The 24,347-nt window shown below is 62.5% G+C and carries 25 protein-coding genes; 3 read left to right on the top strand and 22 right to left on the bottom strand.

Annotation, left to right across the window (positions count from 1 at the left end; all coding sequences use genetic code 11):
- Positions 1-23: 23 nt before the first annotated feature.
- The 8 genes from tsaE to NKI67_RS11005 all read right to left on the bottom strand — a co-directional run bounded on the left by tsaE (position 24) and on the right by NKI67_RS11005 (position 9,696).
- Positions 24-1,535, bottom strand: a complete 1,512-nt coding sequence (gene tsaE / locus NKI67_RS11040) for a tRNA (adenosine(37)-N6)-threonylcarbamoyltransferase complex ATPase subunit type 1 TsaE (protein ID WP_023677554.1) — start codon at positions 1,533-1,535, stop codon at positions 24-26.
- Positions 1,536-1,543: 8 nt separating this feature from the next.
- Positions 1,544-4,105, bottom strand: a complete 2,562-nt coding sequence (locus NKI67_RS11035; RefSeq protein WP_023677553.1) for a sensor histidine kinase — start codon at positions 4,103-4,105, stop codon at positions 1,544-1,546.
- Positions 4,106-4,293: 188 nt separating this feature from the next.
- Positions 4,294-5,694 carry an adenosylhomocysteinase gene (ahcY, locus tag NKI67_RS11030; protein WP_023677552.1) on the bottom strand — a complete coding sequence of 467 codons (1,401 nt, stop codon included), beginning with the start codon at positions 5,692-5,694 and terminating at the stop codon, positions 4,294-4,296.
- Between the two features lie 156 nt (positions 5,695-5,850).
- Positions 5,851-6,147: an HPr family phosphocarrier protein gene (locus NKI67_RS11025; protein WP_023677551.1), complete on the bottom strand. Its 297-nt coding sequence runs from the start codon at positions 6,145-6,147 to the stop codon at positions 5,851-5,853.
- Complete coding sequence (locus tag NKI67_RS11020) at positions 6,144-6,545, bottom strand: PTS sugar transporter subunit IIA (RefSeq protein ID WP_023677550.1); 402 nt, start codon at positions 6,543-6,545, stop codon at positions 6,144-6,146. Before NKI67_RS11020 ends, NKI67_RS11025 begins: the two co-directional genes overlap by 4 nt.
- A gap of 164 nt (positions 6,546-6,709) precedes the next feature.
- On the bottom strand, positions 6,710-7,156 hold the full coding sequence (locus NKI67_RS11015; RefSeq protein ID WP_023677549.1) for an HPr kinase/phosphorylase: 447 nt from the start codon (positions 7,154-7,156) through the stop codon (positions 6,710-6,712).
- A gap of 31 nt (positions 7,157-7,187) precedes the next feature.
- Positions 7,188-8,972 (bottom strand): sensor histidine kinase, encoded by a 1,785-nt coding sequence (locus tag NKI67_RS11010; protein ID WP_023677548.1) that lies wholly within the window; start codon positions 8,970-8,972, stop codon positions 7,188-7,190.
- 22 nt (positions 8,973-8,994) lie between these two features.
- The gene (locus NKI67_RS11005; RefSeq protein ID WP_023677547.1) at positions 8,995-9,696 is read right to left on the bottom strand and encodes a response regulator transcription factor; all 702 of its coding nucleotides are present in this window, start codon (positions 9,694-9,696) and stop codon (positions 8,995-8,997) included.
- 342 nt (positions 9,697-10,038) lie between these two features.
- On the opposite strand from NKI67_RS11005, the gene NKI67_RS11000 reads away from it, so the two are divergent.
- From NKI67_RS11000 to NKI67_RS10990, 3 genes are all read left to right on the top strand, one after another.
- Positions 10,039-11,649, top strand: a complete 1,611-nt coding sequence (locus tag NKI67_RS11000; RefSeq protein ID WP_023677546.1) for a phosphoenolpyruvate carboxykinase — start codon at positions 10,039-10,041, stop codon at positions 11,647-11,649.
- Positions 11,650-11,728: 79 nt separating this feature from the next.
- Entirely contained in the window at positions 11,729-12,166 is a 438-nt protein-coding gene (arfB, locus tag NKI67_RS10995) for an alternative ribosome rescue aminoacyl-tRNA hydrolase ArfB (protein WP_023677545.1), read from the top strand.
- 131 nt (positions 12,167-12,297) lie between these two features.
- Positions 12,298-12,915, top strand: a complete 618-nt coding sequence (locus NKI67_RS10990) for an alpha-ketoglutarate-dependent dioxygenase AlkB family protein (protein WP_023677544.1) — start codon at positions 12,298-12,300, stop codon at positions 12,913-12,915.
- On the opposite strand, the gene NKI67_RS10985 is transcribed toward NKI67_RS10990, so the two are convergent.
- The 14 genes from NKI67_RS10985 to hisB form a co-directional block, all read right to left on the bottom strand.
- Positions 12,878-14,491 carry a hypothetical protein gene (locus tag NKI67_RS10985; RefSeq protein ID WP_023677543.1) on the bottom strand — a complete coding sequence of 538 codons (1,614 nt, stop codon included), beginning with the start codon at positions 14,489-14,491 and terminating at the stop codon, positions 12,878-12,880. The two genes, NKI67_RS10990 and NKI67_RS10985, sit on opposite strands and share 38 nt — an antisense overlap.
- 91 nt (positions 14,492-14,582) lie before the next feature.
- Positions 14,583-16,157 (bottom strand): hypothetical protein, encoded by a 1,575-nt coding sequence (locus NKI67_RS10980; protein ID WP_352645301.1) that lies wholly within the window; start codon positions 16,155-16,157, stop codon positions 14,583-14,585.
- The gene (locus tag NKI67_RS10975; protein ID WP_023677541.1) at positions 16,147-16,542 is read right to left on the bottom strand and encodes a GtrA family protein; all 396 of its coding nucleotides are present in this window, start codon (positions 16,540-16,542) and stop codon (positions 16,147-16,149) included. Before NKI67_RS10975 ends, NKI67_RS10980 begins: the two co-directional genes overlap by 11 nt.
- Positions 16,543-16,549: 7 nt before the next feature.
- Positions 16,550-17,320: a class I SAM-dependent methyltransferase gene (locus tag NKI67_RS10970; protein ID WP_023677540.1), complete on the bottom strand. Its 771-nt coding sequence runs from the start codon at positions 17,318-17,320 to the stop codon at positions 16,550-16,552.
- A complete protein-coding gene (locus NKI67_RS10965) occupies positions 17,320-18,327 on the bottom strand; it encodes a glycosyltransferase family 2 protein (RefSeq protein ID WP_051406152.1) in 1,008 nt (335 codons plus the stop codon). The genes NKI67_RS10970 and NKI67_RS10965 overlap by 1 nt, the downstream gene beginning before the upstream one ends.
- Before the next feature lie 77 nt (positions 18,328-18,404).
- Positions 18,405-19,364: a type I pantothenate kinase gene (coaA, locus tag NKI67_RS10960; protein WP_023677538.1), complete on the bottom strand. Its 960-nt coding sequence runs from the start codon at positions 19,362-19,364 to the stop codon at positions 18,405-18,407.
- An 18-nt stretch (positions 19,365-19,382) separates the two neighbouring features.
- Complete coding sequence (locus tag NKI67_RS10955; RefSeq protein WP_352645299.1) at positions 19,383-19,709, bottom strand: phosphoribosyl-ATP diphosphatase; 327 nt, start codon at positions 19,707-19,709, stop codon at positions 19,383-19,385.
- A 36-nt stretch (positions 19,710-19,745) separates the two neighbouring features.
- Positions 19,746-20,540: an imidazole glycerol phosphate synthase subunit HisF gene (gene hisF / locus NKI67_RS10950; RefSeq protein WP_352645324.1), complete on the bottom strand. Its 795-nt coding sequence runs from the start codon at positions 20,538-20,540 to the stop codon at positions 19,746-19,748.
- Positions 20,537-21,373 (bottom strand): arginase family protein, encoded by an 837-nt coding sequence (locus NKI67_RS10945; protein WP_352645297.1) that lies wholly within the window; start codon positions 21,371-21,373, stop codon positions 20,537-20,539. Before NKI67_RS10945 ends, hisF begins: the two co-directional genes overlap by 4 nt.
- A gap of 3 nt (positions 21,374-21,376) precedes the next feature.
- Entirely contained in the window at positions 21,377-22,120 is a 744-nt protein-coding gene (gene hisA, locus NKI67_RS10940; protein WP_023677535.1) for a 1-(5-phosphoribosyl)-5-[(5-phosphoribosylamino)methylideneamino]imidazole-4-carboxamide isomerase, read from the bottom strand.
- A gap of 2 nt (positions 22,121-22,122) precedes the next feature.
- On the bottom strand, positions 22,123-22,413 hold the full coding sequence (locus NKI67_RS10935; protein WP_023677534.1) for a DUF1330 domain-containing protein: 291 nt from the start codon (positions 22,411-22,413) through the stop codon (positions 22,123-22,125).
- 3 nt (positions 22,414-22,416) lie between these two features.
- Positions 22,417-23,067, bottom strand: a complete 651-nt coding sequence (hisH, locus tag NKI67_RS10930) for an imidazole glycerol phosphate synthase subunit HisH (RefSeq protein ID WP_023677533.1) — start codon at positions 23,065-23,067, stop codon at positions 22,417-22,419.
- Between the two features lies 1 nt (position 23,068).
- Positions 23,069-23,542, bottom strand: a complete 474-nt coding sequence (locus tag NKI67_RS10925) for a DUF2628 domain-containing protein (protein WP_023677532.1) — start codon at positions 23,540-23,542, stop codon at positions 23,069-23,071.
- Positions 23,543-23,546: 4 nt separating this feature from the next.
- On the bottom strand, positions 23,547-24,146 hold the full coding sequence (hisB, locus tag NKI67_RS10920) for an imidazoleglycerol-phosphate dehydratase HisB (protein WP_023677531.1): 600 nt from the start codon (positions 24,144-24,146) through the stop codon (positions 23,547-23,549).
- Positions 24,147-24,347 lie beyond the last annotated feature (201 nt).

Below are 24,347 nucleotides of genomic sequence, written 5' to 3'. Positions count from 1 at the left end.
CTTCGGGCCCAAATCCTTAGCCGTCAAATCGAGCGTTCCTCCAGCAAGCCGTGGGCGATGTAGAAATCCTGCAGCCCGGCCAGCGCCGGATGCGCCAGTGCCCGGCGAAGATAGTCGCGGATGCGCGGCAGATGCTTCAGATAATAAGGCTTGCCGTCGCGTTTTTCGAGCCGCACGAAGATGCCGAGGATCTTGGAATTGCGCTGTGCGGCCATGATTGCATAGGTTTCGCGGAATTCGTTCTCATCGAAGGCACCGGCAGCGCGTCGCGCGGCGATGTAGGCGGCGAGCGTGTGCTTTTCGATTTCGGGTGAGATAGTGACGCGCGCGTCCATGGCGAGCGAGGCGACGTCGTAGGCGGACGGCCCGATCAGCGCGTCCTGGACATCGACGACGCCGAGGCGATCGTGACCGGAACGGTCAGCGCGCCAGATCAGGTTGGGTGAATGGAAATCGCGCAGCATCAGCGTGTATTCGCGCCCCTCCAGCCGATCGAGCACCGCACTCCATTCGCTGCGGTAACCGGCGCGCAGCGCCTCTCTAGGCGGAGCGCCTGATATCGCCGGGACATACCAGTCGACCAACAATTCGGCCTCGATCATCATGGCGTCGCGGTCGAAAGGCGGCACCTCATGGAAGACGCCGGGGCCGGCCTGCATGCGGGCCGGCCATGTTTTGCCGTGCATCATGGCAAGCAGTTCGGCCGCCGCAGCGTAGCGCTCGGCCACCGGCTGGCCGCGCTTGTCGAGAAACCCTTGGGAACCGAGATGCTCCAGCAGGAGAAAACCCTGGTCGAGATCCTGGGCATAGATTTCCGGGACGCTGACGCCGCCGGCCCGCAAGGCCCGGTCGATGGCGACGAACGCCGAAACGGATTGCGCGGTGTGAGCGATCTCGGCATAGGGTTTGCCGTCGCGGACTGGCGGTCCGAGCACCAGCCTTGGCGAGTTCATCAGCACCCGCGGCGGAAATCTGGCGAGCGTGACGATCTCGTAGGAGCGAGCCGAGGCATCACCGATGAAATGTCGTCGCTGCGCTTCGCCCCAACCGGCCTGCCCGAGAAAATCGCGCATTGCCAGCGATCGCGCCGCGCGCTCGAAGGCGGCGCCCTCTCCCGATAGTCTCGCCAGTCGGCCGTCGCCCTGCTGGAGAAGTTCGACCAGCACCGAGGTTTTCGGCAGATATGCCTCTGCCCGCTCCGGCCATTCGACCAGCGCGGCGCCTTGCGTCAGCGCCTCGTCGAAGCCCAGCTCGTCCAGCTCGGATGCCGTGCCCAAGCGGTAGAGATCGAAATGATGAACCGGCACACGCGTGTCGTAGCTCTGGACCAGCGTGAAGGTCGGGCTCGGCACGTCGAGTCCGGCATCGTCGGCCAGTGCCTTGATCAGCGCCCGTGCCAAGGTCGATTTGCCGGCGCCGAGATCGCCCTTGAGGGCGAGCACGTCGCCAATGCGCAGCGACATGGCGAGATCCTCGCCGAACCTTGCCGTCGCAGCCTCGTCGGCGAGAAAACGCTCCAGCACCAATACCGCCATCGAACGCGCTACTCGGCCGCCGCGCGGATGCCGGACGGCGTGTCGGGAAAGGCGCAAACAACCGTGGTGCCCTTATCCCTGCCGGTCTCGATGCGGACGCTGCCGCCATGCAGTTCGACAAAGCTCTTGACGATCGACAGGCCGAGCCCGGCGCCACGGCGGCGGCCGCCATTGGTGCGCGGCTCGAAGCGCCGGAACACTGAGTCAAGCAGGTCCGGCGGCATGCCGGGGCCGTCATCGTGAACGGAAAATTCCACGCCGTCGGCAAGTTGGCGGCAGGCGAGCGTTATGGTGCTCGCCTCCGGCGCGTAATTGGCGGCATTGCTGAGCAGATTGTAGAGGATCTGGCGGACGCGGATCTCGTCGCCGTGGAAGGTTTTCGGCGCGGCCGCCGCGTCGATCCTAAGCTTGATCGCATGTTCCTCCAGCCGGTCGGCGACCAGTTCGGCGGCAGCCGTAATGGTTCGATCGATGTGAACTTCGGAAATGTCGAGTTCCATGATGCCGGCATCCACCGTCGCCAGGTCGAGGATGTCGTTGACGATGGTGAGCAGGACCGAGGAAGACGAGCCGACATGCCCGATATATTCGCGTTGCTTCTGGTTCAGCGGACCAGTCGACGGCAGTGAAAGAAGCTCGGTAAAGCCGATGATGTTGGTGAGTGGCGAGCGCAGCTCATAGGAGACGTGCTGCACGAATTCGTTCTTGATCTGGTCGGACTTTTGCAACGCCTCATTCTTGTCCTTCAGCGCCCGCTCGACATTGACGCTGTCGGTAACGTCGACGAAGGTCATCATCACCTGGCCGTTGGGCAAAGGGATGACGGCGTAGCGCAAAACGGTGCCGTTGTTCAATTCGGTTTGGCCGTGGCGGTCGCGGCGCTCGTCGTCGAAGCCGGTGATGGCGGCAACGAACCCGCCCCACGGACTGTCGACGGCACGGCGGTCGCAAAGGTTGCGGATCGTCGAGACATGGACGTTGGGTTTTGAGGCATCGGCATCCAGCCCCCACAATGCCGCGAACGCCGGGTTCGACAATCTCAGCTTGCCGTCGGGGCCGAACACAGCGACGCCTTCGGCGAGGTTGTCGAGCGTCTCGCCCTGGACCCGGACGGCGGTCTGGTAGCGGCTTTCAAGGTCCATCTTCTCGGTCAGGTTCTCGAACACCCAGGTGACGCCGCCCTTGGGCTGCGGATTGGCGACGACGCGAATGGTCTTGCCGTCCGGCAGATGCCACCAATGCTCCTGCGATTCAACCGCGCGGTAAGCGCCGAGCAGGCTCTCTTTCCAGCGCCGCCATTCGGGCTGCTCGGCGATCCTGCCTTCGCTGCGCAGGCGGTCAAGCAGCAAGGCGTTGTCCGGCGCGCTGTGCAGGAAGCCGCTGTCGAGGCCCCATAGCTTCTGGAACGCCTGATTGAAAAACCGCAATTTCTCGTCGGTGTCGAAAATCGCCACGGCGGTGTTGAGCTGATCGAGCGTGTCGGCGTGGCTCTGCATGGTCCGCTCATATTCGGCGCGAATGGCCTCGATAGCGCTGATGTCGCAGGCAAGACCAGCCGAACCATCCGCCCCGGCAAAATCGGTCACGGCAAACATACGGCGGTCGCCTTCGATGACCGTGGAGAGCGTCTGTTCAAAGACCGCGCGCGACTTGTGCTGCGCAGCGATCGTGTCGCGCGCCTGGCCGCCGAGGAATTCCTTGCCATCGCGGACCGCCGCTTCGGCATTCTCGGCCTCGACCGCTTCGGCATAGGCGCGGTTGACCCATTTCAGCCGCCCGTCGACAGTACGCAGCCATGACGGCATCTTGAGCGCATCCAGAAGACCGATCAGCGTCTCATGGTCGGCGGCTAAGCGTTGGTTCTCGATCTTCAGCCTGGCCTGGCTTCGCTGTGTCTCCGAAAGCGAGACGAAGCGAACCAGCACATGCGCCGCACTCTTGCGGCCGTGAACCTCGAGCGGCTGGCCGGCCTGCGATTCGATGACCAGATCGAACGGCTTTGCCTTGTCCCGCAGTGCCGCTACGGCATGTTCGAGTGCGGCCGCCGAACGCGGCATCAGCCAGCGGCCGAAAGCCAGGAAGGCCGCCCGGTCCTCCGGCGCGCCGCTCTCGATCGGCAATGTCCCGACAAGTTCGGGCTTCTTGTTCTCGGCCGCCCATACCACCACGCGCTGATCGCGAGAATGGAGCAGCGCCTCCGAGCGCTGCAGCGCGGCATTGACGTCGGCGATGCGGGTCCTGAGCTCGGCATTTTCCGCCGCGGTGCGCGCCCGTTCGCGGATCAGAAAGATGGCCGACAGCAATGCCGCCCCCATGACGCCGACGAACATGGCGAGTTGCATGACCTCGACCGTGCTGACCGACAGCCCGGCCTTTTGCGCCACGCGGGTTTGGGCATGTGCAGTAAAGCCAAGCAGCGGACCAACCAGCGCGGAAGAAGCAAGCAGCACACCGACACGGCTGCCGGCGCGCCATAGAAGGCTGCCGCCTCTGGCAGCGGAGCCCGTGATCGAATCGTTATGGCCGCCGGAAACGGCCTGTCCCGCGCAAGGCGGGTTATCCCCCGGCATGTCTTGGTCCTCTTCGCCGCCTGAATGCAAGACCGCCCTGATGCGTGCGCCCGGGCCTCGTCCCCGGACCGCGAATCAGCACCATAGCGCTTGCGCGAATCGGCGTGAAGAATCAATCAGCGCAAAAATAAAGCCGGGCGAAAAGTCAATTGCCCGGCTTCAATATCTAGTGGCAAGTTTCGCCGTGGTTAATAGCGGTAGTGTTCCGGCTTGAACGGTCCCTGCGGAGTGACGCCGATATAGGCGGCCTGTTCGCCGGACAGTTCGGTCAGGCGGGCACCGAGCTTGTCGAGATGCAGGCGCGCGACCTTTTCGTCGAGATGCTTCGGCAGGACATAGACCTGGTTCTCGTACTGACCGGGCTTGGTGTACAACTCGATCTGGGCCAACACCTGGTTGGTGAAGGACGCCGACATGACGAAGCTCGGATGGCCGGTGGCGTTGCCGAGGTTGAGCAGACGGCCCTCCGACAAAAGGATCATCCGCTTGCCGTCCGGGAAGGTGATCATGTCCACCTGAGGCTTGATGTTGGTCCACTTCAGATTGCGCAGCGAGGCCACCTGGATCTCGTTGTCGAAGTGACCGATGTTGCCGACGATCACCATGTCCTTCATCAGGCGCATGTGGTCGAGGGTAACGACGTCCTTGTTGCCGGTGGTGGTGATGACGATGTCGGCCGTCGGCGCCGCGTCCTCGAGCGTGACCACCTCGAAACCGTCCATCGCCGCCTGCAGCGCGCAGATCGGATCGACCTCGGTGACCTTGACGCGGGCGCCGGCGCCCTTGAGCGAAGCCGACGAGCCTTTGCCGACGTCGCCATAGCCGCAGACAACCGCGACCTTGCCGGCCATCATCGTGTCGGTGCCGCGGCGAATGCCGTCGACAAGCGATTCCTTGCAGCCATATTTGTTGTCGAATTTCGACTTGGTGACGGAATCATTGACGTTGATCGCCGGGAACGGCAGCAAGCCTTTTTTCTGCAGCTGATAGAGCCGGTTGACGCCGGTCGTCGTCTCTTCAGTGACGCCGCGGATCGCTTCCTTCTGCTTGGTGAAGAAGCCGGGCGATGCCTGCATGCGCTTTTTGATCTGGGCAAACAGGATCTCTTCCTCTTCGCTGCCCGGATTGGACAGCACATCCTCGCCGGCCTCCGCGCGGGCGCCGATCAGGATGTACATGGTGGCATCGCCACCGTCGTCGAGGATCATGTTGGAGGTGCCGCCATCGGCCCACTGGAAGATCTTGTCGGTGTAGACCCAATAGTCCTCCAGCGTCTCGCCCTTGACGGCAAACACCGGAATTCCGGCCTCGGCAATGGCCGCGGCGGCGTGGTCCTGGGTCGAGAAGATGTTGCAGGAAGCCCAGCGGATATCGGCGCCGAGCGCCTTAAGCGTTTCGATCAGCACCGCCGTCTGGATGGTCATGTGCAGCGAGCCGGTGATGCGCGCGCCCTTGAGCGGCTTCTTGTCGCCGAATTCTTCGCGGCAGGCCATCAGGCCCGGCATTTCGGTTTCGGCGATCTCGATCTCCTTGCGGCCCCAGCCGGCAAGCGCGATGTCTGCGACCACATAGTCCTTGCTACCCGTCATGGCAGTGCTCCGATGCGAATTGATTGCGGGACGCGCCCGCCCCGAAAGCGTGTCGGAGGGCGCGAGGTGCCGGCCTGACTAGCAGATCGGGAGTCGGACGACAATGGGATATAAAGAAATCTTTATCCGTGCATGTCTTCAGAAGCGATCAGCACGTCAGCATTCCTCGCCAAAACGGGAAGCAACCAGTTGCTCCAGCGCATCGATGACCTCTTCGGCCTCCGGGCCGGTGGCGGTGACGCGGATCGAATAACCGGGGCTCGCCGCCAGCATCATCAGGCCCATGATCGAGGTGCCGCCGACCTTGACGCCGTCCTTCTCGACCTGGACCGTGGCGTTGAAGCCGCTGGCGATTTGAACGAACTTGGCCGAGGCGCGTGCGTGCAGGCCGCGCTGGTTGACGATCGGAAAGTCGCGAACGATCTTGTCCTTTTCCGGCAACAGCGCGCTCATTTGCTGCTCAGGAGTTGACTGGCGACATTGATGTATTTACGGCCGGCAGCCTGCGCCTCATCCAGCGCGGCCGTCATGTTGTCGCCCTTGCGAACGCTGGACAGCTTGATCAGCATCGGCAGGTTCATGCCGGCAATGACCTCGATACGCCCGGATTCCATCACGGAAATGGCGAGGTTAGAGGGCGTGCCGCCGAACATGTCGGTCAAAACGATGACGCCTGATCCCGTATCGACGCGGCCGACTGCCTCGATAATGTCGCGGCGGCGCTGTTCCATATCGTCGTCGGCACCGATCGCCACGGTCTCGAAATTGTCTTGTGGCCCAACGACATGTTCCACGGCATTGCGGAACTCGGCGGCCAGTTGACCGTGCGTTACAAGCACGAGTCCGATCATTCTTTGGTGGCTCCCGTCATCGCCGCTTCACAGGCGCATTTTATGCTCGCCGACCGTTCCAGGTGGCGGGAGCGCTATCTTGTCGACGCAAGGCCCGTTGACAAGCCCAAAATTGCGCCGGCCCAAGCCAATTTGACGCATTGCAGCAAAAAATCGAAATCGGATCACAGGAAAGGCGCAATCGACAGGCGCGACATCAATGCCGGCAAGGCCGCCGCTACATTGCGCTCGGCAAGATCGATGCGCGGCACTGGTACGCCGACAACGAGTTCGCTGCAGTCTTCCTGGAAGCGGGCCATTTTGCCGGCTGGCACCAGCCGGATAATGAGGTCGATCACACAGCTTGGCTCGAACTGTATCGGTTTGGGGCCGAATCCCGGCACCTCGACGAGGCCGGCTATGCTGGCTGGTGCGCGGCAGACCAGCCGCCCGTCGCAATCTGCAGCATAGAGCTGGTCATCGCCGATCAGCCGGGAAAACAGCCCACGCTGGCTGCAATGATCGATCAAGGCGAGCGCCAGCGTCGTCTTGCCCAAGCCGGACGGTCCGGTGATGAGAATGCCGCGATCACCTATCAGGATCGCGGTGCCGTGAATATTTTCAGGCTGCACAATAGGACCAGGCGTGATTGGAATTCATCCGTCAGCCTTCCGCCGGCAGCGTCACCACGAAGCGCGCGCCCTTGATCTCGCCAGGCTTGGTGCCCGGGATGTTCTCGGCGCTCAGCGTGCCGCCATGGGCTTCAACGATCTGCCTGGATATCGACAGGCCAAGGCCCGAGTTCTGACCGAACGCCTCGCCGGCCGGCCGATCGGTATAGAACCGCTCGAAAATGCGATCGATGTTATCGGCCCGGATACCGGGTCCATTGTCGTCGATGGTGACGATGTTGAACTTGCCGGCGCGCGCCAGCGATATGGTGATGTGGCCACGTTCCTCGGGAACGAACGAGCGGGCATTCTCGATCAGGTTGGTGATCACCTGGCCGATCCTCAGATCATGACCGACGACGAAGTAGCCTTTCACGCCCTGTGGCAGTTTGGCGACCTTGAATTCGATCTCGACCGCCTTCTTGTTGCGCGTGGCCTCGCGCGAGACGGCGACCAGATCGGTGATGAACTTCTTGAGGTCGACGGTTCCCGCATCTTCCCGCGCCAGCTCGGCATCGAGACGGGAGGCATCGGAAATATCGGTGATGAGACGGTCAAGCCGCCTCACATCGTGCTGAATGATATCCATCAGCCGGCTGCGCGAATTGTCGTTCCTGGCCAGCGGCAATGTCTCCACCGCGCTGCGCAGCGAGGTAAGCGGGTTCTTCAACTCGTGCGAGACATCCGCGGCAAAACTTTCGATCGCCTCGATGCGGGCGTACAGCGCATTGGTCATGTCGCGCACGGCGATCGACAGATTGCCGATCTCGTCCTGCCGATCGGAGAAGTCGGGGATTTCCTCGCGGTTCTTGACACCGCGGCGAACCCTGACGGCTGCCGCGGAAAGCCGGCGCAGCGGATTGGCGATGGTGGAGGCCAGCAGCATCGACAGGATGGCGGTAACCAGGGCGGCAATGCCGAACACGCGCAGGATGGCCTTCCGCTCGGCCGCGACGATCTTGTCGATGTCGCCGCCTTCGGTCGACAGCATCAGCACGCCGAGAACGGCACGGAAGCGCTGGATCGGCACCGCCACAGAAACGATCTGCTCGCCTTGCTCCGAGATCCGCACGATCGTCGACGGGCTGCCGGTAAGCGCCTTGACCACTTCCGGAAACGCGGCGCCGTTGCCACCCGGCTGCTCGCGATAGACGGGCAGCTGCTTGTTGCGGAAGAAATCGAAGACGAATTTCTGGATGCGCTCCAGAAGGTCCGGCTGTTCCTCTTCGACCGGCGGCAGGTCGTAGCGAAGGATCTGGCCGCGCGAATAGAGATGGCGGGAATCGAGCAGCAGGTTGGCGTCGCGGTCGTAAATGCGGGCGCGGGTCCGCGTCGGCGAGATCAACCGCCTGAGCACCGGCGCCACGCGCTCCGGATTGATCGGGAAATCGAGGTTATCGAGCTGATCGGAGCCCGGGCCGAGGCTTTCGCCGGCCTGCAACTCGAGCAGCTTCTCCGGATCGATGCTGATCGAATCGGTCTCGACCGTCGCCGAGGCGGCGATCGCGCCGGCGATGATCTCGCCTTGAGTCATCAGGCTCTCGACACGGGCGTCGATCAGCCCGTCGCGAAAGGTATTGAGATAGAGAATGCCGGTGACCAGGACGGCAAGGCCGGCAAGGTTGAGAAAGAGGATACGCCGCGTCAGGCTGGAAAAGATGTGATGGCCGAGAAACCGGCGCATCGGCACCGTAATTTTCGACACGAAGGCGGGCAGAATCCGCGGCGGGCGCCTGGCGGCGCCCGACCGTCTCACTCGCTCTACTTGCACTGCCATCGAATAGCAGCTCCCGCTCGACTCAAGCTTCGCGGAACCGATATCCGACTCCGTAAAGGGTTTCGATCATTTCGAAGTCATCATCGACGGCCTTGAACTTTTTGCGTAGCCGCTTGATGTGACTGTCGATGGTGCGGTCATCGACATAAACCTGCTCATCATAAGCCGAATCCATCAGCGCATCACGGCTTTTTACAACGCCCGGACGCTGGGCCAGCGAATGCAGGATGAGGAACTCGGTGACGGTCAGCGTCACCGGCTCGCCCTTCCAGGTGCAGGTGTGGCGCTCCTGGTCCATGACAAGCTGGCCGCGCTCAAGCGACCGAGCCTGCTGGTTGGGCGCCTTGGCAGCCGCCTCGCGGGTGCTGGCGCGGCGCAGCACGGCGCGGACGCGTTCGACAAGAAGACGCTGCGAGAAGGGTTTGCGGATGAAGTCGTCGGCGCCCATCTTGAGGCCGAACAGTTCATCGATCTCGTCGTCCTTGGAGGTCAGGAAGATCACCGGCAGGTCGGATTTCTGACGCATCCGGCGCAGCAACTCCATGCCGTCCATGCGCGGCATCTTGATGTCGAGGATGGCGAGGTTCGGCGGGCGCGCCGCCAGTCCCTCCAGCGCCGATGCCCCATCCGTGTAGGTTTCGACCCGATAACCCTCGGATTCGAGGGCGATCGAAACCGAAGTCAGAATGTTGCGATCGTCGTCGACAAGCGCGATTGTTGCCATTTCAAGCGGCTCCCTCATGAGCTGTCCCTTCTTTCGTCGAGAAGGGGCTTTTGCAGGACAAATTAGGTACAAAATGTGGCATAGGCTGTATCCGCTGTCACGCACGGCATGTCGACGGCCACAATTGTACCTCGATATGGATTGGACGAATGAACATCGCCAATCCTTTGGGCAACCATCAGTGTTTTTGCACATATAAACGATTTAAACAACTTTCAAAATATTTAAATCGATTAATGATTTGATATCATTCGCCTTTTCTGGTTTTGACGTTTTTAGCTCCTGCAATGGGAGTTCCGGAATTCGCCGGTAAAGACGCGGTAAATCGAAGAAGGGACACCCATGTCGGAAGCCGGCAAACGCAATCCTGCATGTGCAATCGATCGGATCGGCCTAAGAACCACGGGCGTGGTGCGCTATAATTTCGGCGCGGCCGCGCTCTACGAGGAGGCAATCCGCCGTGGCGAGGCCCGACTCACCGCGCATGGCGCGCTTGCCGCCGAGACCGGGCAGCACACCGGCCGCTCGCCCAGGGACAAATTCGTGGTGCGCGACGAAAGCACCGCGCCGCATGTATGGTGGGACAACAACAAAGCGATTTCGCCGATCCAGTTCGATACGCTGCTTGCCGATTTTCGCGCCCACGCGGCTGGAAAGGACCTTTATGTGCAGGACCTGGTCGGCGGCGCCGACGAGGAGCTGAAGCTGCCGACCAGGGTGATCACGGAGCTTGCCTGGCACTCCTTGTTCATCCGCAATCTGCTCATCCGACCGGCCGCCGCCGAACTCGAGCATTTCATGCCCGATTTGACGATCATCGACCTGCCGTCGTTCCGCGCCGATCCCACCCGCCACGGCACGCGCGGCGAAACGGTGATTGCCGTCGATCTTTCGCACATGATCGTGTTGATCGGCGGTACCTCGTATGCCGGCGAGATGAAGAAGTCGGTGTTCACCGTGCTCAACTATCTGCTGCCGGCAAAAGGTGTGATGCCGATGCACTGCTCGGCCAATGAAGGGCCCGTCGGCGACGCGGCCGTTTTCTTCGGCCTTTCCGGGACCGGCAAGACGACGTTGTCGGCCGACCCGTCGCGCACGCTGGTCGGCGACGACGAGCATGGCTGGGGACCGCACGGCATCTTCAATTTCGAGGGCGGCTGCTATGCCAAGACGATCAAGCTTTCGGCCGAAGCCGAGCCGGAGATCTTCGCCACCACCCAGCGCTTCGGCACGGTGCTGGAGAATGTGGCGCTCGACGCAGGCCGCGTGCCGGATTTCGACGACGGCGGGCTGACCGAAAACACACGCTGCGCCTACCCGCTCCACTTCATCCCCAACGCCAGCAAGACGGGGCGCGCCAGCCACCCGAAGAACATCATCATGCTGACCGCCGACGCATTCGGTGTGATGCCGCCGATCGCGCGGCTGACCCCGGCGCAGGCCATGTACCATTTCCTCTCCGGCTATACCGCCAAGGTGGCGGGGACCGAGAAGGGCGTTACGGAACCCGAAGCGACATTTTCGACATGCTTCGGCGCACCGTTCATGCCGCGGCATCCGTCGGAATACGGCAATCTGCTGCGCGAGCTCATCGCCCGCCACGGCGTCGATTGCTGGCTGGTCAACACCGGCTGGACCGGCGGCGCCTACGGCACCGGCAAGCGAATGCCGATCAAAGCAACGCGGGCGCTGCTTGCGGCGGCGCTCGACGGCTCGCTGAAAGCGGCCGACTTCCGCACCGACGCCAATTTCGGTTTCGACGTACCGGTGACGGTTGCCGGCGTCGACCGCGCCATTCTCGACCCTAGATCGACCTGGATCGACAAGCCCGCCTACGACCGGCAGGCGGCAAGGCTGGTCGGCATGTTCGTCGACAATTTCGAAAAGTTCGAAGCCCATGTCGACGCCACCGTGCTCGGCGCCGCACCACGCATGCAGATAGCGGCTGAATAGCCGTCGCCCCTGGTGATGCTTCAAGGCCCGGCTTCGATCGGGCCTTTTCTTTTTTCGCCTGCCGCGCCATGAGTGCGGCATGAACGCCGACGACAAGATCATCATTACCGACGATGCGGTGATTAATCCGGGCGACCTGCACGAGGACTTCATCCGTTCGTCCGGCCCGGGCGGCCAGAACGTCAACAAGGTGGCGACGGCAGTGCAATTGCGCTTCGATGCCGCCAATGCGGCCGGCCTGTCGGAGCGGGTGCGCGAACGGACCATCAAGCTTGCCGGCCAGCGCGCCACCAAGGACGGCGTCATCGTCATCGAAGCCGGACGCTTCCGCACCCAGGAGCAGAACCGGGCGGACGCCCGGGCGCGGCTGACGGCACTGGTCGCCAAGGCCGCCGAACCACCACCACCGCCGCGCAAGAAGACAAGGCCGTCCAAAGGCGCGGTCGAAAGACGGCTCAAGAGCAAGGCCGGGCGCGGCTCGATCAAGAAACTGCGCGGCCGGGTCGGGGATGAGTGACAGCCAAAGCGGCTTCGGATCTCAGATCGCCGGTTAAAGCGCGCAGCCACCGTCGGAGGCGGCTTTCGGGTCGCCGTTTTCATTTGACGGTGGCATTCTGATTTCTCCAGACCAACGGATTAAGCGACGCGATGCTCGTACTGCCCAAAGGCGTCCGCCATATGCCCGGCTACCTGTCGCGCGCCATGCAGGAAGTGCTGGTGGAAGATATCCGGCAGGTCGTGCAGAAGGCGCCGCTGTTCGTGCCGGCGATGCCGCGTACCGGCAAGGAGATGAGCGTGCGCATGACCAATTGCGGTCCGCTGGGCTGGGTCACCGACAAGGAGCACGGCTATCGCTACCAGCCGACCCACCCGGTGACCGGAAGGCCTTGGCCGCCGATCCCGGAGATGCTGCTCGAACTGTGGCGGGATGTATCTGCCTATGCGCACCCGCCGGAAGCCTGCCTGGTCAATTTCTATTCGCAGGATGCCAAGATGGGTCTTCACCAGGACCGCGACGAGAGCGATTTCTCCGCGCCTGTCGTCTCGGTGTCGCTCGGCGACGATTGCCTGTTCCGGGTCGGCCAGACGACGCGCGACGGCGCCACCAAATCGTTCAGGCTGAGGAGCGGCGACGTCGTCGTGCTTGGCGGCGAAGGGCGGCTCTGCTTTCACGGCGTCGACCGTATCTACCCGTCGACCTCGGCATTGCTCAGGAGTGGCGGCCGCATCAATCTGACGCTGCGACGGGTGACGATGCCGAAATAGGCTGTTCGGGTGGCCGGTGGCCCGGGCGGACATAATCGTCGCGCAGATAGATGCGCTCGGTCTCGTCCTCGATAAGAATGCGGTAGTGCGCCAGGATGGCGTCAAAGCCAAAACGCCCCATCAGTTGGCTTGTCCACATTGTGTTGTTTTTCTTGAAGACGACGATATCCGGGCGCAGACGCGCGAACTCTTCGCGTTTGCTTTCGACGTAGCGCGCCATGATGGCTCGGTAACGCGTGGCTTCGGCGGTGTCACCCGAGAGAGCTGCCTGCCGGGACAGGGAAAGTGCGAACGCTCCAAGCCAATCGCTGACGTGGGTCGAAACGAACTGCCCATCGATCATACGGTTCAACGGATGTCCCGAGGAAATATCCGAACTGACCAACGCTACGGTCGGCCGATCGGTGGCGGCGCGAATTGCGGCAACCAGTGCCGGCCCTGGTTTCTGGGTGCTCCAATAGGGCAAGAAAGCGATTGCCACCGCCGCCAATGCCCAAGCTCGCGAAGGAGCCGTCACGAACGTCAACAGCTTCGACGGCTGCTGCACGATCCTGGGCAGTGCCAGCAGGCAGAAAATGGCTGCCACAGCGCAAAAGATCGCGGGATAGGCATGATAAGACCAGCCTTTGGCTTGGTAGAACAGGGGAAACATGCCGGCGATCGATGCAGCCAACGCTACCGCCGCCAGCTCTGGAAACCGCCTGGCCGGCCACAGCCACCAGATCAGGAAGACAAGGAAACACCACGAGAAACCGTAGCCGATCACAATCGGCCAAAAGATGCCGATCTTTGCATAAACATCCGCCAAGAGGGGATAGATGTCGCGCACGAATTCCGGATGGATCAGCGTGACCGTGCTGAGATAGACAACGCAGATTCCGCCAATGACCCAGTGTTCCAGGGCGAAGATCGATTTCAGACTGCGCCGGCGCACTGCAACGACCAGCGCCGGCGCCAACACCATGATCGCATAGTAGGGCTTGACCAGCAGCAGAATGCTGCCCGACAGGCCGGCGAGTACGGCGAGCCCGGGGTCTGGTTGGGCAGCTGCATCTCTGCGCGCGCGCCAGGCATGAAGCGCAAGCAGCGGCATGAAAAGTGCCATGCCGATATGCTCCCGCTCGCTGAAGGCATTTCCGGGGAAGACCACCAACATTGCGCAAAACGCTGGCCCCAGTGCAAACAATGATGCAGTTTCGGTGAAACCCGCACGCTTGACGATCACGCCCGAGAGCGAAAGCCCGATAAGCACGGCAAGGTATGTCCAGGCCTCAACCAGGATTTCCGGGGCGGTGCCCAGCAATCTGGCCGCAGCCACTGGCGGCAGATAGAGCCAGACGCTGAATGGGGGATTGGTCTCGTAGATTTGCGAGTAAAGCCGCTCACCGGACAGCATACGCTCGCAGACCGTGATCAGCCAGCTAGTGTCGGGAACAGTCCCCCAACGTCGCTGCCAGAAGATCGAGAAGACGGTGACTGCGGCAATGGCCAGGACATTGCGGCTAGGAAGCAGCGACGCCGCAATATCCCGGTCGCGCCAGCGGCTCAAGCCGCCAATGTCGTTCGAGACGCTCATGCTGTTGCACCGAGGCTCTCGAGATCGAGCCATATGTCGTCCAGCGGAGCGATTGGATCCAGCCGTGTCATGGGTTTCCGGGGGCTCCTGCTCAATCGGTTTGGAGCGGCGCAGGCGCCGTGTAACGCAGATAGACAGTGATTTCCGGCTCGGCGTGCAGCAGACGATAGTCGGCCAAGGCGACCTGGATCCGCTTGTCCTGCAGCATCAGGGCAGTCCACGCGGGCGAGCCTGACAGCACGATATCGGGCTTCTTCGCTGATATCTCGGCGGCGTTTTCGCCGATCACCCGATCGCGGATGCTTTCAAGTTCCGGTCTCCGTTCGAGATCGCCGGTGACGCGGGCGAGCGTGTCCGCGTTGGAGACCGCCCAGGCGCTCGGATGGCGTGATGTGAACCTGCCGCCGACCAGCCTGGCGAGGGGATGGGCAACCTGCATCTGGTCGGCAATCGACATGATGGTCGGGGTTTCGACCGTTGCGCGGATCGCGGCGACAGACCGGGCGATCGGGCCGTTATCCGTCGTCAGCGCCGCGTACTGTGCCCTGACCGCTATTTGCAGCACCAGCACGCAGCCGAAGATCAGGGCGGCCTTGCGAACGAAGCCTGCACTGCCGAATGTGCCGAACCGCACAAGCTGGATGCCAAATGCAAGTGTCGCAACAACGACCATCGGCAGCGCGTGATTGGGCCAACCCTTGCCCATGACGATGAAGGCCGGAATGAACCCCAGGGCGGTCAGGAGCGGAATCCTGACGTCCCAGTTCGTCTTTCTCAGGCCGCCGGCCGCAAGCACGGTGGCGGCGGCCAGAAGCAGCACCACTTTCGGCCAGTTTGCCAGCATATCGGCGGCAGAGGCCCTCAACGGAAGATAGACCTCCCTGACCAAGGGCAGGACGTCGCTGACGTAAGCGCGGTCGAAGAGCGCGATGGACGCGATATAGGCGGCCACGATCGCAGCGCCCACCAGGTTCTCTGCGACGAAGAGCGGTCTCAGCGACCGCCTTTCAAGCGCAAGACAGAGCGACGGCAACATGAAGGCCAGCACAAAATAGGGCGGCTTGACCATGACCACGACCGCCGCGCCGAAGCCCGCGACCATGTGCTCCAGGCGCGAGCCCGCGCTGAAATCCAGGTTCCGCTGACGTGTGCATTGCAACGCCACCCAAGGCAGAATGGCAACCAATGCGAAGTGCTCGCGTTGGCCGAATTGATCCGGCATGAAACACAGGATCAAAAACAGGGCCGCCGCTGCCGCCCACAGCGCATGGGGCTGCCGACAGACCGGTTCATCGCGCGCGAGAATGTGGACGGAAACGGAAAGACTGGCCAGGCTCAGGCAAACGACGCCAAGCGTCAGCCAGAATTCCGCACGCATGCCAGTGAGCTTTTCCAGGAGCATGAACGGCATGTAGAGCCAGATCGAGAAAGGGGGGTTGGTCTCCACGATGTCGGTGTTGAGCCGCTCTCCGCCAAGCAGGCGGTCGCAGACGACCAGAAGCCACGACACGTCAACATTGGTCGGAATTGCAACGGTCGATAGCCAGACGGCGTATGTGACGACCAGACTGGCCAGCAGCAACGGAGCACCCGCTACGCCCACAAAGGGCGAGAAGCGGTTGGCGCCGGGCAGCAGTTCACTGAGGGATCGCGCGCTAGAGACCACGAAACACCCACCGCCCGAGGACGACATAGTTGATGACCGGCACGGCAATGCAGGTGAGCAGGATCGGGATTGCGGCAGGGACGCCGAGCATCTGGGTCAAAAGCCCCGGCAGGGCGATCGCGACGGCGAGGCCGGAAGCGGTGAGCAGGAGGAAGCGGGGCAATTCCATAGCGTGGCTGCCGCCCGAGGTGAACGTGAAATATTTATGCCCGGTGTAGGAGAACAGCGCGGCGACGGCGTAGGCCGCAAACGATGTGAGCGCCGCCGGCAGGGCCGCCGTTGCCTGTCCACGCGACAGCAGAAAAGCGCAAACGGCGTAGATCAGCGTCGACGCGATGCCAATCAGCGCAAAGCGCGATAGTCGACGATACGAGCCGGTGCCCATGACGCGGTCAAGCTGCCAATTTCTCGTCGAGGCGAGCGGTTTCGACGGCGCTGTCCTCGCGGAATACCGCCAGCAGCGAAACCCCGAAGGGCAAGCTTGCATTTGGTATGATGCGGCCTTCCGCCGAAAAGACTGCCTTCATCGCCGCATTCAGTGGTTTTGGCGGCGTGGCATGGCCGGCTGGCAAGGCCGACTTGCGCAACCTGTCCACCAGTCGTGCCAGCGCCGCTACCGGGAAGAGCGCGGCATTTGTGTAGCTCAGCCGGTCGATCGCGAAACCAGCCCTTTCGATTCGTTCACGCAGCAGATTGCGTGAATAGCGCCGCATATGATGCAGCCCCACATCATGCGTGCTCCACAACCATTGGTGTGCGGGCACAGTGAGGACGACGCTGCCGCCCGGTTTCAGCACTTGGCGGATCGCGGCAAGCGACGCCTCGTCTTCGGCGACATGCTCCAGCACGTCGAACAGGCAGACGAGGTCGCAGCTTTGCGGCGCGACAGGAATGTTGTCCGGCAGATGTCCGGCGAGGAAGTCGCGGCCGGTCTTTTCCCAGGCAATCCTGCGCGCGAGATCGCTCATCTCGACTGCCGTCACTGCGCCGAACTGCTCCAGCATCCGGATGTTGCCGCCGGTGCCGGCGCCGATCTCGACGATGCGCGCGTTTTCAGGCAGGCCGATGCTGCGAATGACCGCCTCGGCGATGGCGCGACGCCCGCAGAACCACCAATGCTCGTCTTCGGTGGCGGCCATCTGTCGGTAGGCGTCGATCTCCATCAGCTCATTCCCTCATATTTGCGGCGCACGATGTAGATCGGACGCTGCTTGATCTCGGCGTAGACCCTGCCGAGGTATTGTCCGATGATGCCGATGCCGAGTAACTGGATGCCGCCAAGGAAAAGAACACTGACCAGCAGGGAGGCGTAGCCGGGCACATCAACGCCAAAGATCATTGTCTTGGCGACGATCAGCAGGCCGTAGAGGAACGACAGCGCGGAAATCGTCGCGCCGACATAGGTCCAGATTTCAAGCGGAGCGGTGGAGAAGCTGGTGATGCCTTCGAGCGCGAAGTTCCACAGCTTCCAGCCGGAGAATTTCGACTGGCCGGCGATGCGCTGATCGCGGACATATTCGACGCTTGCGGTGCGGAACCCGACCCAGGCGAACAGGCCCTTCATGAAACGACGGCGTTCGGGCAAAGACCGCAGCGCCTGGATGACCTGGCGGTCGATCAAACGGAAGTCGCCGACATCGTGCGGGATCTTCTGCTGCGCGATCCAGTTGTGAACGCGGTAGAACATCGAGGCGGAGCGCTGCTTGAGAAAGCTGTCGCTCGACCGATTGGCTCGCTTGGCCAGAACAACCTCAAAACCCTCGCGCCACTTTTCCACAAGCAGCGGAATGACATGCGGCGGATCCTGCATATCGACATCCATCGGAATCGCTGCATCGGCATCGCAGCTGTCGAGCCCCGCGGTCATCGCGGCTTCCTTGCCGAAATTGCGTGAAAGGTCGATTACGTGGATGCGTGGATCGGTTTGTTGGGCTTCGATCAGCTTTTCGAGCGTCGTATCGCTGCTGCCGTCGTTGACGAAGATGAACTCGAGGGCAACGCCTTTGTCCTTCAGCGGCGCGGTGCTTTCGCATACCGCCTTCAGGAATGGAGCAATTGCGCCTTCCTCATTGTGGACAGGCACGATCAGGGCAATCGTTGCGCCGCCGCTGCCCGGACGTGCGATGCGGTCAGCTGCCGGCTGATCGATGTTTAGGAATGGCGCATTCATTTGTTTGCCGAGCCCGCAGATCAGGCCCGACAATAGAAAGACTGGGTTAAGATGACTTTAAGGAATGTCCCGGGATTTCACAGTTTCCTAAGCGCCACTTCCTCGACCAGATGGTTGGCGCCCTTGCGCAGGATGAGATCGGCACGGGCGCGGGTCGGCAATATATTCTCGCGCAGATTCTTCAGGTTGATGTTGGTCCACAGGCCCTCGGCGATGGCGCGGGCCGCATCCTCGGAAAGTTGCGAATAGCGGTGGAAGAAGGAGGCCGGGTCGCGGAAGGCGGTTTCGCGCAGCCGCATGAAGCGGGCGATATACCAGTGATGGATCAGCGCCTCCTCGGCATCGATATAGATGGCGAAGTCGAAGAAATCCGACAGGAAAGGCACGATCTTGCCGTCCTTGGGCAGCTTGCCCGGCTGCAGGACATTAATGCCTTCGAAGATCAGGATGTCGGGCCGGTCGATGGTCTGGAACTCGCCCGGAATGACGTCATAGGTCAGGTGCGAATAGACCGGCGCGCGGACGTTGCGCTGCGCCGATTTGATGCCAGACAGGAAGCGCAGCAGCGCGCCGACGTCGTAGCTGTCCGGAAAGCCCTTGCGCTCCATCAAATTGTTGCGGCGCAGGATTTCGTTCGGCAGCAGGAAACCGTCGGTGGTGACCAGGTCGACCTTGGGACTCGACGGCCAGCGCGCCAGCAGCTCCTTTAGCACGCGCGCCGTGGTCGATTTGCCGACCGCCACGGAACCTGCAATGCCGATGATGAACGGTGTCTTGGCCGCGTCCAGCGCGTTGAAGAAGGCCTGGCGTTGCCTGAACAGGAGTTGACTGGCTTCGACATGAGCCGACAACAGCCGTGACATCGAAAGATAGATGCGCTCGACCTCGTGGAGATCGACCGGATCGTTCAGCGACCGCAGACGACGGACCTCGTCCTCGGTGAGCGTCATCGGCGTATCGGCGCGGAACCGCGACCATTGCTCGGCCGAGAAGAAACGATAGGGTGAATACTTCTCGGTAGGAGCGAGCTGGTCCATCGAGTTCCTCCGCAGCGATCAGCCCCGGTCCAGCCGAGACGCCTTTTCGGCGATGCCCGAACGACCGGTGCGGCGTTCAAGCTCGTTGAGCACATCGCTCAGCGGAATGTCCGCTATGCCGAGAACGACAAGCCAATGATAGATGAGATCGGCGCTTTCCGAAACAAGCGCGTCCCGGTCGGCGCTGACGGCTGCGATCACCGTTTCGACCGCCTCTTCGCCGAGTTTCTGCGCTGCCTTGCTCATGCCGCGCTGAAAGAGCTTGGCCGTCCACGAATCCGGATCGCCGGAACGTGCGCGTTCGCCAATAATCTTCTCCAGTTCGGAGAGCGAGAACTCGGTCATGACGGCGTTTACAGCCTCTTCTTAGCCGGAAAGGCTCTAGGACCGATTACCCAGCGAGTCCAGCCGCATCGGCAGTCCGGCCTGAGCCATGTGCAGCTTGGCTTCGGCGATGCTGTAGGTGCCGAAATGGAAGATCGACGCCGCCAGCACCGCGCCGGCATGGCCGTCGCGAATGCCTTCGACAAGGTGGTCGAGCGTGCCGACGCCACCGGAAGCGATGACCGGCACGCGTACGGCATCGGCGACCGCGCGGGTAAGGGCTATGTCGTAGCCGGCCTTGGTGCCGTCGCGGTCCATCGATGTTAGCAGGATCTCGCCGGCGCCGAGATCGACCACTCGCCGAGCGAACTCGACGGCGTCGATGCCGGTCTTCTCGCGGCCGCCATGGGTGAATATCTCCCAGCGATCAGCCTCGCTCGCAGCGGACACTTTCTTGGCATCGATGGCGACGACGATGCACTGGTTGCCGAATTTGTCGGCAGCCTCGGCGACAAAATTTGGGGTCTTCACCGCCGCCGTGTTGATCGACACCTTGTCGGCGCCGGCCAGTAGCAGCTTCCTGATGTCGGCGACCTGACGGACGCCACCGCCAACGGTCAGCGGCATGAAACATTGTTCGGCGGTGCGGGCGATGACATCGAAAATGGTCTCGCGGTTTTCCGACGAGGCGGTGATGTCGAGAAAGCAGAGCTCGTCGGCGCCGGCCGCGTCATAGGCTTTTGCCGCTTCGACGGGATCGCCGGCATCGACCAGGTCGACGAAATTGACGCCCTTGACGACACGGCCGTTCTTGACGTCGAGACAGGGGATGACGCGGGCTTTCAGCATCAGATCCTCTCGATCGCCGCAAGAAAGTCGACAAGCAGCTGGCCGACGACGGGCGGAACTTCGGACTGGGAATCAAAGGCCGGGTCGTAGGCCGAGAGCGTCACGCCGACGATTGGGATTGACCTGGCCAGTCCGCAGGCAAGCTGCCGTAGCTGTTCCGGACTCGGGCCGCCCGGGTGCGCGTAGCGGTTCACCTGCAACACATCCGGATCGAGGACATCCAGGTCGAGATGCAGATGCGCCCGCACAGTCCCTGTCGCCGTGAGCTTTCCGATCATATCGAGTGCACCGGCACATTCGGTGCGCACGATCGGCAAAGTTTCCAGCAGTCGCTTTTCGTCGGGATCGAGGTCGCGGGCATCGACCAGCATGCAGCGCGCCGGGTCTATCGGCCGGAACGCCGGAATTGCTGCCGCCATCGGATGCCGCCAGAGCCCGAGCGTCGCCGCCAGCGCCATGCCGTCGAGAAAGCCGTAGGAGGACGTCTCCGGCGTGTTGAGATCGCCATGCTGGTCGATCCAGATGATCGAATCCGCAACTTCACCGGCGACCGCACCGGCGGCGGCCAGGCAATTTCCAGCAAGGATAATGGGGAAGCGTCCTCCATCGCGGGCGAGGTTAACCCTGGTCGCGACGGCGTTGCAGACGGCGAAGCCGGTTGCAATTTCGCGCCCCTGCTCGTCTCCGACCTTGCCGATATCTTCGACGGCGACGTCATGGCCAGCCACGGTCAGGGCTTCGACCAGCCCACCGCCGATGATGGCGTCCGGCCCCTGGCCGCACCCTTCGTGATAGTGCCCGCTGTCGTAGGGAGCAACGATAATCGAGACCTTCACGTTTCACACCCCTGCCATCGGTTTGCCACGCAGGATCGCCAATGCCTCGGCCGGGTCGATGCGGCCGTCGTAGAGGGCGCGTCCGGAGATCGCGCCTTCGAGCTTGCGGGCATCGGGCAGGGTCATGCGCACGATGTCGGCGATCGAGGCGAGCCCGCCCGAGGCGATAACCGGGATCGACACCGCGTCGGCGAGATCGATGGTGGCGTCCCAGTTGATGCCGGTCAGCACACCGTCGCGGTCGATATCGGTGTAGATGATGGCGGCGACGCCGGCACCCTCGAATTTCCTCGCCAGTTCAATGACGCCGAGGCTCGAGGCTTCAGCCCAGCCTTCGACCGCGACCTTGCCGCCCTTGGCGTCGATGCCGACGGCGATCTTGCCCGGGAATGCCTTGCAGGCCTGCCTGACCAGATCCGGATCGCGCACCGCCACGGTGCCAAGAATGACGCGGGCCAGCCCACGGTCGAGCCAGTCCTCGATCTGCGCCAGGGTGCGGATGCCGCCGCCGAGCTGCACCGGATTGCTCGTCGCCTTCAGGATGGCGCCGACCGCGGCGCTGTTGACGCTCTGGCCCTTGAAGGCGCCGTTGAGGTCGACGACGTGCAACCATTCGAAGCCCTGCTCTGCGAAGGCGCGCGCCTGAGCGGCGGGATCGTCATTGTAGATGGTGGCGGTCGCCATGTCGCCATGCCTGAGGCGCACGCATTTGCCGTCCTTGAGGTCTATCGCCGGAAACAGAAACACCTTCAGGCGCCTTCGACGATGACAAAGTGGCCGGTCGAGCCGGCGAGCCTGTACTTCAAGGCCTCCTGGTATTCAGGCGAGCCGTAGCATTCCAGCGCCTTTTCATAGGATTCGAATTCCACCAGCACGTGGCGATTGCCTGCCGGTCCTTCCGGGCTGGTGTACCGCCCGGCGCGCACCGGGAACTTCGCGCCGTATTTCGCGAAAGCCGCGGCATTGGCCTCGATGTACTGCTTGTAGATCTCGGGATCGTGGACATCGACCATTGCCATCCAATAGCCCTTCTTGCTCATGGTTCAGGGCCTCCAGCCTAGGAAATTGGTGATCAGCGCCAGGCCCAGCGCCTGGCTCTTCTCGGGGTGGAATTGCGTTCCGGCTAGGTTGTCGCGGGCGACAGCGGCCGTTACCGGGCCGCCATAGTCGGCAACCGCCAGCACCTCATCCTCCTTCCGTGCATCGAGATGGTAGGAGTGGACGAAATAGGCGTGCAGTCCCTTGCCACCCGTCGCAATGCCGGAAAACAGCGGATGCTTGCGCTTCAGGTCAATCGTGTTCCAGCCGATCTGCGGGATCTTCAGTGTCGGATCGGCCGGCGTGATCTCCTTGACGTCGCCGGCGACCCAGCCAAAGCCCTTTGTGACGGTCTTTTCCAGGCCTCGCTCCGACATCAGCTGCATGCCGACGCAGATGCCGAGGAACGGCCGAGCCTTGGCGATCGCCACCTCCTCGACCGCTTCCCACATGCCGGCGACCGCACGCAGTCCAGCGGCGCAATCGGCATAGGCACCGACGCCGGGCAGGACGATGCGGTCGGCGGTCCTGACCCGCTCGGCATCGGCGGTGAGTTCGATCGCGGCGGCAATGCCGGCTTCATGCGCAGCACGCTCGAAGGCCTTGGTGGCCGAGCGCAGATTGCCCGACCCGTAATCGATGATCGCCACCCTCATCTCAGGGCTTTCCCGGAATATGGTTCAGCCCCAGCGCCAGGCCCATCTGCGCCGACCGGGCATGTGCTGCGTCTGGGACGATGCGTTGCACCGTCGGTTGTTCATCCGACTGAGCATCGGCTTCCAATGCATAGCGGACGTCTGCGTCGTCGAGCCTGTCGGCCTCGACCACGCCCCATTCATGCCAGCCGCGACGGCGCAGGGCTGCGATCCGCAAGCCCTGCCCTTCCAGTCCGACAAAGAGCATGACAAGCAGGGATAAAAGCGAGCCGGCTGTTTCCAGGTCCAGCCTTTCGCCCAGCATCGAGAGCAGGCCCATGGCGACAAACGCCAATGCCGCCTCGACCCACAGCCGGTGCCAGGCCAGCCACAGCGGCGGCACTAGGAAGCCGAGCCAGGCAAAGCCGTCACGGATAAAGGTAGTGTCCACGCTTTCGCTGCGGCCTGGCGGCTCCATTACGACATAGATGGCCATGGCGTTACCCTTTCAGGGATCCCTTGGTGGAGGGAACCGCGTCCGGCTGGCGCAGGTCGCGCTCAAGTGCCGAACGCAACACACGCGCCACGGCCTTGAAGCAGGTCTCGGCGACGTGGTGGTTGTTGGCGCCGTAATGATTGGTGACATGCAGCGTGATGCCGGCATTCTGCGCCAGCGCGTGGAAGAATTCGCGCACCAGCTCGGTGTCGAACGTACCGATCTTCGGCGACGAGAATGAAACATTCCAGACCAGAAAAGGCCGGCCGGAGACATCGATTGCCGCCCGCGTCAGTGTCTCGTCCATGGCGAGATCGATCGAGGCGTAGCGCATGATGCCGCGCCGCTCGCCCAATGCCTTGGCCAGCGCCTGGCCGAGCGCAATGCCCGTATCCTCGACCGTGTGGTGGTCGTCTATGTGCAGGTCGCCCTTGGCCTTCACGGTCATGTCGATCAGCGAATGGCGCGACAACTGGTCCAGCATATGGTCGAAGAAGCCGACGCCCGTCGAAATGTCGGATTTGCCCGAGCCGTCGACCTGAACCGATACGGCGATGTCGGTTTCCCTGGTCTTGCGGCTTATCTCGGCGGAACGGGGCGCCATGACCTCATCCTTGTCTCAGATTTTGCACGATTCAGGCGTTCACATGCCTGAAAACGAAAGCCTTCTAGCAGCATGATCCGGCGATTGCCAGTTACCGCTGCGGAGCACAGTCCGGCCCGGCGGATGGCCGGTTTGCAATCGTCCGGCCTATGCATACATATGGCCGATCAAGTCACTCGTAACGCGCCGATCGCCTCGATG

This window comes from Mesorhizobium sp. M0408, from assembly GCF_040321495.1.
Classification (GTDB): domain Bacteria; phylum Pseudomonadota; class Alphaproteobacteria; order Rhizobiales; family Rhizobiaceae; genus Mesorhizobium.
This window is presented reverse-complemented; position numbering and strand designations above follow the sequence as displayed.